Below are 12,131 nucleotides of genomic sequence, written 5' to 3'. Positions count from 1 at the left end.
TCCAGAATTTTTTGCATAGTTACACCCGTCGGCAAGCTCGGTAAGCTATACACATGAAACGAAACACAACGAATTCCTGTAATCCCATGAACCCTTCCCCTCGTCCCTCGTCCCTCGTCCCTCGTCCCTGATCATGTGCGGCATCGTCGGCGCCATTGCCAGAAAAGACGTCACCGCCACCCTGGTGGAGGGGTTGCGGCGGCTGGAATACCGGGGCTATGACTCGGCGGGGGTGGCCGTGCTGGCGGACGACGGCACGATCCGGCGGGTGCGCACGCCGGGCAAGATCGCCGCGCTGGAAGCGGCGCTGCAACGGCAGCCGGCCGCCGGAAACATCGGCATCGCCCATACCCGCTGGGCCACCCACGGCGTGCCCAGCGAGGCCAATGCCCATCCCCACGTGTGCAACAACCGCGTGGCGGTGGTGCACAACGGAATCATCGAGAACTTCGAGGCCCTGAAGGCCGGGCAGGAGGCGCGTTTCCGCTTCACCTCCGAGACCGACACGGAAGTGGTGGTGCACCAGATCTGTCATCACCTGGAAGCGGGGAACGATCTGCTGGAAGCGGTGCGCCGCACCGTGGCCGAGCTGGAAGGGGCCTACGCCCTCGGCGTGATCTGCCCGGACGAGCCGCAGCGGCTGATCGCCGCCCGGCGCGGCAGTCCGCTGGTGATCGGCATCGGCGCGGACGGCCACTACATTGCCTCCGACGTGGCCGCCCTGCTCAGCGAGACGTCGCAGTTCATCTTCCTGGAAGAGGGTGACATCGCCGAGCTGACGGTGGACGGGCTGCGGATCCACGACGCCGAGGGCAAGGAAGTGACGCGCCCGGTGAAGGAGAGCCAGCTCTCCGCCGACGCGGTGGAGCTGGGCGAATACCGCCACTACATGCTCAAGGAGATCCACGAGCAGCCGACGGCCATTGCCGAGACCTTGGAAGGCCGCCTGGGCGAGAGCACGGTGCTGGAGGCGGCCTTCGGCCCGGGCGCGAGCGCGATTCTCGACAAGGTGAAGGCCATCCAGATCGTTGCCTGCGGCACCAGCTATCATGCGGGGCTGGTGGCCCGCTACGGATTCGAAGCCCTGGCCGGGATCCCCTGCCAGGTGGAAGTGGCCTCCGAGTTTCGCTACCGCCAGCCGGTGGCCCTGCCCGATACCCTGTTCCTCACCATTTCCCAGTCGGGTGAGACGGCCGACACCCTGGCCGCCCTGCGGGCGGCGAAGGGCATGGGCTACGCCCACACCCTGGCCATCTGCAACGTGCCCGAGAGTTCGCTGGTGCGGGAGTCGGATCTGGTGCTGATGACCCGCGCCGGCCCCGAGATTGGTGTGGCTTCCACCAAGGCCTTCACCACCCAGCTGGTGGCCCTGCTGTTGCTGATCACCGCCATGGGCCGGCGCCGGGGCATGGCGCCCGAGACCGAGGCCAACATCGTGCGCCAGTTGCGCGAACTGCCCGGCGCCATCGAGCGGGTGCTGGAGCTGGACGGCGAGATCGCCGCCCTGGCCGCGCGCTTCGGGGATCGCCACAACGCCCTGTTCCTCGGCCGCGGCCCCCACTTCCCCGTGGCCCTGGAAGGCGCGCTCAAGCTCAAGGAGATCTCCTACATTCACGCCGAGGGCTACCCGGCGGGCGAACTCAAGCACGGCCCCCTGGCCCTGGTGGACGAGAAGACCCCCATCGTGGCCGTGGCCCCCAACGACGAACTGCTGGACAAGCTCAAGGGCAATCTGCAGGAAGTGCGCGCCCGGGGCGGCGAACTGTTCGTGTTCGCCGACAGCGAATCGGGCATCGAACCGGCCGAGGGCATGACCGTGCTCACCGTGGCCCCGGTGGACAAGGCCGTCTCCCCCATCATCTACACCATTCCCCTGCAACTGCTGGCCTACCACGTGGCCCTGATCAAGGGCACCGACGTGGATCAGCCCCGCAACCTGGCCAAGTCCGTGACCGTCGAATAGCGGCGCCCGGTTGCCACACCTGCTCTTGTCGCCAGTGGCTGTAGGCCGGCTCAAGCGCAGCGGCGCCGGCAAAAATCGTGTCATCCCGAGATGGCGGCTCCGCTACGCTTGAGTCGCCCTACGGACTGCGCCTTTGTGTTGAAATCGCGTTCTCGTCTCAGGTTCGCCAGAATTCCGGCGTCAGCAGCACCAGCACGGTGAAGATCTCCAGCCGGCCCATGAGCATGGCCAGGGCCAGCAGCCACTTGGCGGTGTCGGAGATGCCCTGGAAATTGCTGGCCACGGCGCCGAGGCCGGGGCCCATGTTGTTCATGCTGGTGGCCACGGCGGAGAAGGCGGTGATCTGATCGAGGCCGGTGGCCATCAGCAGCAGCATGATCACGGCGAAGGTGGCGATGTACAGGGAGAAGAAGCCCCACACCGCTTCGACGACCCGTTGCGGCACCACCCGCCTGCCGAGCTTGATGGGGCGGACCAGGCGGGGATGGACGAGTTGCATGACGAGGCGCGGGCTTTGCTTGACCATGAGCAGGAAGCGGATCACCTTCATGCCGCCGGCCGTGGAGCCGGCACAGCCGCCGACGAAACTGAGGAAGAACAGCAGCACCGGAACGAAGTCGGGCCAGCGGGAGAAGTCTTCGGTGACGAAACCGGTACTGGTGATGACCGAGACGGTCTGGAACAGGCTGTAGCGCAGGGCCGAGGCGAAGTCGTCGTGGTAGTGGGTGCGATAGAGTTCGCCGGCGATCAGCAGGGCGGCCACACTCATGTAGATCAGGTAGGTCCGCACTTCGATGTCCGTCAGGTAGACAAGCGGCCGCCGGCGCAGCAGGGCGATGAAGTGGATGCTGAAGTTGATGCCCCCCAGGGCCATGAAGAGGATGGCGATGGCCTCGATGAGTGGCGAGTCGAACCAGGCCAGGCTGGCATCGTGGGTGGAGAAGCCGCCGGTGGAGATGGTGCTGAGGCTGTGGGCGACGGCGTCGAACAGGCTCATGCCGGCCAGCCAGTAGGCCAGCGCGCAGGCGATGGTCAGGCCCAGGTAGATGAGCCAGAAGGAACGGGCGGTCTGGGCCAGGCGGGGCAGGATCTTCTCTTCCTTGAAGGGGCCCGGCGTTTCCGCCTTGTAGAGCTGCAGGCCGCCGATGCCGAGCATGGGCAGGATGGCCACGGCCAGCACGATCACGCCCATGCCGCCGAACCACTGGAGTTGCTGGCGGTAGAAGAGGATCGACGGCGGCAGGCGGTCGAGCCCGGTGATCACCGTGGCGCCGGTGGTGGTGAAGGCCGAAACCGATTCGAAGAAGGCGTTGGTCAGGCTCAGATGGGTGCCGAGCTGGAAGGGCAGGGAACTGAGCAGGGCGAGCACGACCCAGAACAGGGCCACGATGATGAAGCCGTCGCGGGTTTTCGGTTCGCGCCGGAAACGGCGCACCGGCCACCACAGCACGAAGCCGATCACGGCCGTGAGGGCCAGGCACAGCAGGAAGGTGAGATGCGCCTGGTCGCGGTACAGCAGCGAAAGCAGCAGCGGCGGCAGCAGGGTGAGGCTGTAGAGCAGGGTGAACAGCCCGATCAGTCGCTGGATGAGGCGCAGGCGGCGCATCGGCTCAGGTGCGCCAGAAGGCCGGCGTCAGCAACACCAGAAGGGTGAAGATTTCCAGGCGGCCCAGGAGCATGGCGAAGCTCAGCAGGCCCTTGGCGAAGTCGCTGATCCCGGCGTAGTTGTTGCCCACCTCGCCGAGCCCCGGCCCGAGGTTGTTCATGCACGCGGCCACCGCCGAGAAGGCGGTGATCTGATCCATGCCGTCGAACATCAACAGCAGCAGCATGATGGAGAACAGGCCCACGTAGGCGGCGAAGAAGCCCCACACCGCGTCGAGGATGCGGTTGGAGACCGGGTGGCCGCCGAGCTTGATGGGCACCACGGCATGGGGATGGATGACCCGCATCACCTCGCGCCGTCCCTGCTTGAGCAGCATCACGAAGCGGATCACCTTCAGGCCCCCGGCGGTGGAGCCGGCGCAGCCGCCGATGAAGCTGGTGAACAGCAGCAGGGCGGGCAGAAAGCCGGGCCACAGATGGTACTGGTGGGTGGTGAAGCCGGTCGTGGTGCCGATGGAAACGGTCTGGAAGATGCTGTTGATCAGGGTCTGTCCCGGCGTGTCGAACACGCCCTGGTGATAGAGATAGACCGAGGTGATGACGCCCACCACGAGCAGGATGGAGACATAGGCCCGGAACTCGGAATCCTGGAGATAGCCGCGCAGGCTGCGGTGGCGCCAGGCCACGAAGTGCAGCGAGAAATTGATGGCCGAGAGAAACATGAAGACGATGGCCACCACTTCCACCGCCGGCGTGGCAATGAAGTAGCCCATGCTGGCGTCGTGGGTGGAATAGCCGCCGATGGCCACGGTGGAGAAGCTGTGCGCCAGGGCGTCGAACCAGTCCATGCCGGCGACCCGGTAGGCCAGCATGCAGGCCACGGTCAGGGTGAGATAGATGTACCACAGGGCCTTGGCCGATTCGGTGATCCGGGGGGTGAGCTTGGTGTCCTTCACCGGACCGGGGGTCTCGGCCTTGTAGAGCTGCATGCCGCCGATGCCGAGCATGGGCATGATGGCCACCGCCAGCACGATGATCCCCATGCCGCCCAGCCACTGCAACTGCTGGCGATAGTAGAGGATGGCTTTGGGCAGGTGATCGAGGCCGGTGAGCACCGTCGCGCCGGTGGTGGTCAGCCCGGAGATGGATTCGAAGAAGGCGTCGATGGGCCGGATGTCGAGCTGTTCGGAAAGCAGCAGCGGCAGCGCGCCGAAACTGCCGAGCACCGTCCAGAACAGCACCACCACCAGAAAGCCGTCACGCAGACGCAGCTCCCGGCGCTGGGACTTGACCGGCAGCCACAGCACGATGCCGGTGATCAGGGTCACGGCAAAGGCCCAGAAGAACGGCTCCAACGCCCCGTCGGCATAAATCACCGACACGACCATCGGCGGCACCAGCGTGCTGCTGAAGATCATCAGCAGAATGCCGAGAATGCGCTGGATGACGAGGAGCTGCATTCAGGCAGTGCCGAGGGCCGAGGGCCGAGGGACGAGGAAAACAGGATTGTCGGAAACCGGATCCGTTTGCGTTAGTATTTGTTCGTCTGAAAAGAGCATATTGCATTTCACCTCGCCACTCGTCCCTCGTCCCTCGTCACTAGATAAACGTGATTCCCACCTGAAACAGCTTTTCCACCTCGCGGATCTTCGACTTGTCCACCAGAAACAGGATGACGTGGTCTTCGGACTCGATGACGGTGTCGTGGTGGGCGATGATCACGTCCTGGCCGCGGACGATGGCGCCGATGGTGGTGCCTTGGGGGAGTTTGAGTTCCTCGATGCGGCGGCCGACCACCTTGGAGGTGTTGCGGTCGCCGTGGGCGATGGCCTCGATGGCTTCGGCAGCGCCGCGCCGCAGGGAGTAGACCTTGACCACGTCGCCGCGGCGGATGTGGGTGAGCAGGCTGCCGATGGTGGCCTGCTGGGGCGAGATGGCGATGTCGATGTCGCCGCTTTCGATCAGATCCACGTAGGCGGCGCGGTTGATCAGGCTCATGACCTTGCGCGCGCCGAGCCGCTTGGCGAGCATGGCCGAGAGGATGTTGGCCTCGTCGTCGTTGGTCAGGGCGCAGAACACGTCGGTCTTGTCGATGTTCTCCTCGAGCAGCAGTTCCTCGTCGGCGGCATCGCCGTGCAGGACGATGGTGCGATCCAGTTCGTTGGACAGGGCCCGGGTGCGTTCGAAGTTGTGATCGATGAGCTTGACCTGGTAACGCCGCTCCAGCGCCCGCGCCACGCGCTTGCCGATGTTGCCGCCCCCGACGATCAGGATCCGCCGGTAGGGCTTGTCGAGGCGGCGCAGCTCGGCCATCACCTTCATGATGTCGCGGCTGGCGGCGATGAAGAAGACCTCGTCGCCCGGTTCGATGACCGTGTGGCCCTCGGGCAGGATCGCCCGGTCGCGGCGGTAGATGGCGGCCACCCGCATGTCCACGCCGGGGATGTGCTCGCGCAGGGTGCGCAGCTCGTGGCCCACCAGCGGCCCGCCATAGTAGGCCTTGACCCCCACCAGTTGCACCTTGCCGTCGGCAAAGTCGAGCACCTGCAGGGCGCCCGGGTGCTCGATCAGGCGCTGGATGTATTCGGTGATGATCTGCTCGGGGCTGATCAGGAAATCGATGGGCAGGGCCTCGGGGGCGAACAGCTTGTCGTAGCTGAGGTATTCGACGGCCCGCACCCGGGCGATCTTGGTGGGGGTGTGGAAGATGGTGTAGGCCACCTGGCAGGCGATCATGTTGGTCTCGTCCGAGTCGGTGACCGCCACCAGCATGTCGGCGTCCTCGGCGCCGGCGGCGCGCAGCACGTCGGGATGGGAGCCGCGCCCGGTGATGGTGCGCAGATCGAGGCGTTCGCGGAGCTGATCCAGCACCTGCTCGTTGCGATCGACGATGGTGATGTCGTTGGCCTCGGAGGCCAGGTTCTCGGCCAGGGAACTGCCCACCTGGCCGGCACCGAGGATCAGGATTTTCATGGCTGCTGTCCGCCGCGGGTCATGGCGCGGAGTATATGACAGGTCGCGGGTGGCGGGTAGCTGCCCGTCACCCGCTACCCAAGGTTCTTGGGATCGATCCCGAGGTTGCGCAGCTTGCGGTAGAGGTGGGTGCGTTCCAGGCCGATGATCTTGGCCACCTTGCCCACCGAGCCGCCGTTTTCGCGCAGCTGGTGGATGAGGTAGTCGCGTTCGAACTGTTCGCGGGCCTCGCGCAGGGGCAGTTCGTAGTGGATGCGGCCCTCGCCGGCCGGCACCGGGCGCGCCGGCCGGCTGCTGCCGAGGGCCGCTTCCACTTCCTCGAGGCTGATCTCGTCGCCGCTGCCCACGATCAGCAGGCGCTGGACCAGGTTCATCAGCTCGCGCAGGTTGCCGGGCCAGTGGTGGTTGCGCAGGCGGTTCTGGGCCGCGGTGCTGAAGCGGCGGTAGGGCAGGTTTTCGTGCTCCACGTACTGGTTGGTGAACCAGGAGAGCAGTTCCGGCACGTCCTCGCGGTGTTCGCGCAGCGGCGGCAGGTGCACCGGCACCACGTTGAGCAGGAAGTAGAGATCCTTGCGGAACCGCCCCTCGTCCACGCAGGCGGCCAGATCATGGTGGGAGCCGGCGATGATCCGCATGCGCAGGTTGACCGTGGTGTCGGAGCCGGTGCGCTGGAAGCTGCCCGAGTTGAGCGCCGAGAACAGCTTGCCCTGGGTGGCCAGATCCATGTCGGCCACGTCGTGCAGCAGCAGGGTGCCGCCGTTGGCCTGTTCCAGCAGGCCGTAGTGCACCTGTTCGCCGTCCTCGTAACCGAACAGCTCCCGGGCCGAGGTCTCGGGGCTGAGGGCGGCCACGTTGACCTCGATGAAGGGGCGGTCCTTCTGGGCGCTGTGGGCGTGCAGGTAGCGGGCCGCCACGTCGATGGCGCAGCCCGGCTCGGAGGTCAGCAGCACCCAGCTGTCGTGTTCGGCGATGCGCTTGAGCTGCTCGCGCAGGCGCTGCATGGTGGCGCTCCTGCCGGGCGGCTCGCCGGGCACGATGTGATGGCGGCGCAGGCCCTGGTTCTCGCGCTGCAGGCGGTCGGCCTCCAGGGCGTGCTCGATGGTCAAAAGCAGCTTGGCCAGCGACAGGGGCTTTTCGATGTAGTCGTAGGCGCCCAGGCGCGTGGCCTCCACGGCGGTCTCCACCGTGCCGTGGCCGGACATCATGATCACCGGCATCGGCAGGCCGCTGTCCTCGGCCCACTCCTTGAGCAGGGTGATGCCGTCCACGTCGGGCATCCAGATGTCGAGCAGCACCAGATCGGGCCGCCTGGCCCGGTGTGCCTGGCGGGCGGCCTCGCCGTTCTCGGCCACGGCCACTTCGTAGCCCTCGTCTTCGAGGATCTCCTTGAGCAGGCTGCGGATGTCCGGCTCGTCGTCCACCACCAGCAGGTAGGGGGCGCTGGCCAGGAGCGGTTTGTCGGGTGATTCAGGCTGCGGCATGGTCGTCGTCATCATCACGGGTCTCTCGGGATGGTGGGGCGTCGGTTTCGGCGAGCGCGGCGGCGCCGATCACGGGCAGGCGGATCAGGATGCAGGCGCCGCCTTCGGGCCGGTTGCGGGCCAGCAGCATGCCGCCGTGTTCCTCGACGATCTTCTTCACGATGGCGAGCCCCAGGCCGGAGCCGCGGGGCTTGCTGGTGACGTAGGGCTCGAAGAGCTGGGTCAGCATTTCCTCGGGGATGCCGGGGCCGTTGTCCTCCACCTTCAGCTCCACGTAGCGGCAGGCGTGTTCCTCGGCGCAGCGGGTGCTGATGGTGATCTCGCCTTCGCCGTAGTCCACGGCCTCCAGGGCGTTCTTCAGCAGGTTGGTCAGCAGCTGGCGCAGGCGGCCCACGTCGGCCTCGAGGTGGGGCGCGGCCGCGTCCAGTTCCAGGCGGATGCGGGTGCGCATGTCGCCGCCCCGGTACAGCTCGCGCACTTCGCGGATCAGGGCGTTGAGATCCACCTCCTCGAGTTCCAGGGCCGGCATGCGCGCATAGTCGGAGAAGGCCTTGACCATGCCCTTGAGGGTTTCCACCTGCTGCACGATGGTGTGGGTGGCCCGATCCAGCACCCCGGCGTCCTCCGGTGCCATCTTGTGCAGGTACTTGTGGCGCAGGCGCTCGGCGGAGAGCTGGATGGGGGTGAGCGGATTCTTGATCTCGTGGGCCAGGCGCCGGGCCACTTCGCCCCAGGCGGCATTGCGCTGGGCCTGGATCAGGGCGGTGATGTCGTCGAACACCACCACGTGGCCGGCCTGGTCGGGCAGGGCGGTGATCCGGCACATGAGCACCTGCCGCCCGCCGGGACCGAACAGGGTGATCTCCTCCTGCCAGTCGGCGAAGGGTTCCTGCAGGGCTTCCTCGAGGCTCTCGAGCAACGGTTGCAGGCGCGGCTGCGCCTCGCCCAGGGCGGCGAGGGCCTGGCCCTGCTGGCGGTCCAGATCGAGGTCGAGGATCTGGCTGGCGGCGCGGTTGCAGGTGCGCAGCCGATGACCGGCGTCGAGGGTGATCACCCCCGAGGAGAGGTTGGCCAGCACGGTTTCCAGATAGGCGTGCTGGGCCTCGGCGCGCTGCTGGCTGGCGCGGGCCTGGTTGCGGGCCTGGGCGATGCGGTGGGTCATTTCGTTGAAGGAGCGCACCAGGAAGCCCAGCTCGTCGCGCCCCGGCAGGGGCAGGCGCTTCTCGTAGTCGCCGGCGGCCACCGCGCGGGTGCCTTCCACCAGATCCGAGATGGGCGCCACCAGCCGGCGGGCGGCGAAGAAGGCGGCCCAGATGGCCATCAGGATCGACAGCAGCAGCACCAGCGACAGGGTGAGAATGAAGCTGTACTTGAGCGGCACGCGCAGATAGGCCACCTCCCGGTAGCGGCCGAAGGCCGACTGCACCGAGGCGGCCAGTTCGTTGAGGCGCGCCGGCACCGGATACAGCGCCTGGAGGATGCGCGGCTGGCCGCCGGGCCCGCCGGGCGGGACCGGCACCGCCACGCGGATGAACAGCCCGGTGCCCTGCACCGGCACCAGCTCCACGTCGGTCTTGCCCTGGCGCACCAGCATCTGGCTGACGGTGTCCAGGCGCATGGGCAGCAGGCGTTCGGCCTCGCCGTAGCTGGCGGCGACGATGTCGCCCTTGAGGCTGAACAGGGTCAGCTCGTAGGCCTCGCTGCGGGTGCGCAGATCGTTGAGGGTGAGGGCGGCCATCTCGCCCTCCACCTCGCGCAGGGCCGGGGCCATGGCCCGGGTGTCGCGCAGCAGCTCGTTCATGCGCACGCCGAGGGCGGCCTGGCTCAGTTCCAGGGCGTCGTTCAGGGCGTTCTCCACCCGCACGTCGAACCAGGAGTCGATGCCGCGCTTGATGAAGTCCAGCGAGAACAGGTACACCGCCGAGACCGGCGTGACCGACAGAATCACGAACATCACCACCAGCCGCGCGGTGAGGCGGGAGCCGGCCACCTGGCGGCGGTATTGCAGCAGCAGGTGCCAGACGCTGCGGCCGATGAGGACGATGAACAGGGCGATGGCCAGCAGGTTGACGCCCAGCAGCAGGGTGTAGAGCTGGCCGAACAGGGTCGAGTTGTGGGTGGCGTCGCTCATCAGCCACAGGGAGACGAGCAGCAGCACGAACAGCGCGACGATGGGCGCGCTGCCGGTGAACAGGCGGCGGATCAGCGGGTGAGCGGCCATGTGTACCAGCCCGAGTCGAGATCCCAGTCGGCGGAGATGTAGGCCATGGGCCGCATGGGCGCCGGCAGGGACTCGATGTCCAGGTGGGCGCGCAGGCGCACCGCGTAGTCCTTGCCCGCTTCCAGCAGCTTGGCGTCGATCAGCGGCAGGTTGCGCACGTGGCCCAGGGCGTCGAGGGCCGTGGCGAGGTTGCGATAGTGCTCCTGGGTGCCGCTGTTGAGGTTGTGGATGATGAAGGTGCCCGAAAGGGCGTGATACAGCAGCAGGTAGCCCTGCTGCAGCTCGGCCAGGGTCCGGTCCCAGTACCAGCGCTGCTCGCGCACCTGGATGTCGAGCTGGATCAGCAGCGGCACGCCGTTCTTGAGGGCGTTCAGGGCGGCCTCGGAGAAGCGGTAGTCGATGCGGGCATCGAGGCGGTAGACGCCGTCCTCGAGGGCGGTCTCGATGGACTTGACCACGAAGTCGTGTTCCGCGGCCTGGGCCGGCAGGGCCAGGCAGCCGAGCAGCAGCAGCGCCGCCCAGAAGCGGCGGCGATCAGTTGGCCGGCTTGCGCAGACAGGCATAGTAGAAACCGTCCATATCGTCGTCTCCCGGCAGGATCTGGCGGCCGACCGGGCGGGGCCGGCCCCAGTCCGCGTGGATGGGCGCTTCCCGCGCGCCGGGCGTGCGTTCGAGGAAGCCGGCGATCTGCCGGTCGTTCTCTTCGGGCAGGACCGAACAGGTCGCATACAGCAGCATACCGCCTGGCCGCAGCAGGGGCCAGAGGGCGTCGAGCAGGCGGGCCTGGGTGGCGGCCAGGGCCGGAATGTCGGCGTCGCGCCGCAGCAGGCGGATGTCGGGATGGCGGCGGATCACCCCGCTGGCCGAGCAGGGGGCGTCGAGCAGGATGCGGTCGAAGGGCCGGCCGTCCCACCAGCTGTCCGGTTCGGCGGCGTCACCAGCGAGGCAGGTGGCCTCGCGGCCGGCCCGCGCCAGGTTTTCCCGCACCTTGTCCAGGCGTTCGGGATCGGCGTCCAGCGCCACCAGTTCGCCGAGTTTCGGTTGGCGTTCCAGCAGGTGCAGGGTCTTGCCGCCGGGCGCGGCGCAGGCGTCCAGTAGCCGCTCGCCCGGCCGGGGATCGAGCAGCGGCGCGGCCAGCTGGGCGGCGGCGTCCTGCACCGAGACCAGGCCGCGCTCGAAGCCGGGCAGCGCCCCCACGTCGACCGGCGCGGCGAGGATCAGGCCGCCGTCGGTGTGCGTGGCCGGACGGGCCGCAAGGTGCGCGGCGGCGAGCTGTTCGCGGTATTCCTCGCGGGTCAGGCGGCTGCCGTCCACCCGCAGGGTCATGGGGGCCTGGCGCAGATTGGCCGCCATCACCCCGGTGCATTGTTCCGGCCAGGCCGAGCACAGGCGCTCGCGCAGCCAGGCCGGATGGCCGGTGGCGACGTTCCGATCCTGCTCCACCCGGGCCAGCAGCGCCGCCCGTTCGCGCAGGAAGCGCCGCAGCAGGGCGTTGAGCAGGCCCCGCGCCCAGGGCTTGCCGAGGCGGCCGGCCAGGCGCACGGTCTCGTCCACCGCGGCGTGATCGGGCACCCGCATGGCCAGGATCTGGTGCAGTCCGGTGAGCAGCGCGGCCCGCACGTCGGCATCCTTCGCCCGCAGCGGCCTGTCCAGCAGCGCCCCGGCCAGGGCCTCCAGCCGGTACCAGTCGCGCACCACCCCATAGGCCAGCGCCCGGGCCAGGGCCCGCTCGCGGGGCTCGGTCTCGGTGGCGAGCGAGACGGCCAGCGCGTCGGTGAGACTGCGCCGTTCGCGAATCAGCAGGGCGAGCGCCTTGACGGCGGCGAGACGGGACATGGCGGGAGCGTTTCCGGAATCGAATGGGATCTGGGGATCGTGCCAGAAAAAT

Annotated in this window: 8 protein-coding genes; 1 reads left to right on the top strand and 7 read right to left on the bottom strand. The window is 67.7% G+C overall.

All coding sequences use genetic code 11. The features are described 5' to 3' along the window. Positions 1–133: 133 nt before the first annotated feature. Positions 134–1,963: a glutamine--fructose-6-phosphate transaminase (isomerizing) gene (gene glmS / locus ACZ5BH_RS05760; protein WP_464890960.1), complete on the top strand. Its 1,830-nt coding sequence runs from the start codon at positions 134–136 to the stop codon at positions 1,961–1,963. A gap of 157 nt (positions 1,964–2,120) precedes the next feature. Here the strand turns inward: glmS and ACZ5BH_RS05755 are convergent, their stop codons facing one another. The 7 genes from ACZ5BH_RS05755 to rsmB form a co-directional block, all read right to left on the bottom strand. Then, positions 2,121–3,569: a TrkH family potassium uptake protein gene (locus ACZ5BH_RS05755; protein ID WP_464890959.1), complete on the bottom strand. Its 1,449-nt coding sequence runs from the start codon at positions 3,567–3,569 to the stop codon at positions 2,121–2,123. Between the two features lie 4 nt (positions 3,570–3,573). Continuing rightward, on the bottom strand, positions 3,574–5,028 hold the full coding sequence (locus ACZ5BH_RS05750; RefSeq protein WP_464890958.1) for a TrkH family potassium uptake protein: 1,455 nt from the start codon (positions 5,026–5,028) through the stop codon (positions 3,574–3,576). Between the two features lie 139 nt (positions 5,029–5,167). Next, on the bottom strand, positions 5,168–6,541 hold the full coding sequence (gene trkA / locus ACZ5BH_RS05745; protein ID WP_464890957.1) for a Trk system potassium transporter TrkA: 1,374 nt from the start codon (positions 6,539–6,541) through the stop codon (positions 5,168–5,170). A gap of 74 nt (positions 6,542–6,615) precedes the next feature. Then, positions 6,616–8,022: a sigma-54-dependent transcriptional regulator gene (locus tag ACZ5BH_RS05740; protein ID WP_464890956.1), complete on the bottom strand. Its 1,407-nt coding sequence runs from the start codon at positions 8,020–8,022 to the stop codon at positions 6,616–6,618. Then, positions 8,009–10,243, bottom strand: a complete 2,235-nt coding sequence (locus ACZ5BH_RS05735; RefSeq protein ID WP_464890955.1) for an ATP-binding protein — start codon at positions 10,241–10,243, stop codon at positions 8,009–8,011. The genes ACZ5BH_RS05740 and ACZ5BH_RS05735 overlap by 14 nt, the downstream gene beginning before the upstream one ends. Next, positions 10,225–10,806, bottom strand: coding sequence for a DUF4390 domain-containing protein (locus tag ACZ5BH_RS05730; RefSeq protein ID WP_464890954.1), 582 nt, complete (start codon positions 10,804–10,806; stop codon positions 10,225–10,227). The genes ACZ5BH_RS05735 and ACZ5BH_RS05730 overlap by 19 nt, the downstream gene beginning before the upstream one ends. After that, positions 10,778–12,079 (bottom strand): 16S rRNA (cytosine(967)-C(5))-methyltransferase RsmB, encoded by a 1,302-nt coding sequence (rsmB, locus tag ACZ5BH_RS05725; protein WP_464890953.1) that lies wholly within the window; start codon positions 12,077–12,079, stop codon positions 10,778–10,780. Before rsmB ends, ACZ5BH_RS05730 begins: the two co-directional genes overlap by 29 nt. Positions 12,080–12,131 lie beyond the last annotated feature (52 nt).

This window comes from Thioprofundum lithotrophicum, assembly GCF_055387065.1.
The sequence above is the reverse complement of the archived record's forward strand: the minus strand, read 5'-3'. Positions and strand labels throughout refer to the sequence as shown.

What these genes read in the sequence shown, in the direction of transcription:
- glmS (WP_464890960.1), top strand. Translation starts at nt 134, where the DNA reads ATGTGCGGCATCGTCGGCGCCATTGCCAGAAAAGACGTCACCGCCACC.
- ACZ5BH_RS05755 (WP_464890959.1), bottom strand. Translation starts at nt 3,569, where the DNA reads ATGCGCCGCCTGCGCCTCATCCAGCGACTGATCGGGCTGTTCACCCTG.
- ACZ5BH_RS05750 (WP_464890958.1), bottom strand. Translation starts at nt 5,028, where the DNA reads ATGCAGCTCCTCGTCATCCAGCGCATTCTCGGCATTCTGCTGATGATC.
- trkA (WP_464890957.1), bottom strand. Translation starts at nt 6,541, where the DNA reads ATGAAAATCCTGATCCTCGGTGCCGGCCAGGTGGGCAGTTCCCTGGCC.
- ACZ5BH_RS05740 (WP_464890956.1), bottom strand. Translation starts at nt 8,022, where the DNA reads ATGCCGCAGCCTGAATCACCCGACAAACCGCTCCTGGCCAGCGCCCCC.
- ACZ5BH_RS05735 (WP_464890955.1), bottom strand. Translation starts at nt 10,243, where the DNA reads ATGGCCGCTCACCCGCTGATCCGCCGCCTGTTCACCGGCAGCGCGCCC.
- ACZ5BH_RS05730 (WP_464890954.1), bottom strand. Translation starts at nt 10,806, where the DNA reads ATGCCTGTCTGCGCAAGCCGGCCAACTGATCGCCGCCGCTTCTGGGCG.
- rsmB (WP_464890953.1), bottom strand. Translation starts at nt 12,079, where the DNA reads ATGTCCCGTCTCGCCGCCGTCAAGGCGCTCGCCCTGCTGATTCGCGAA.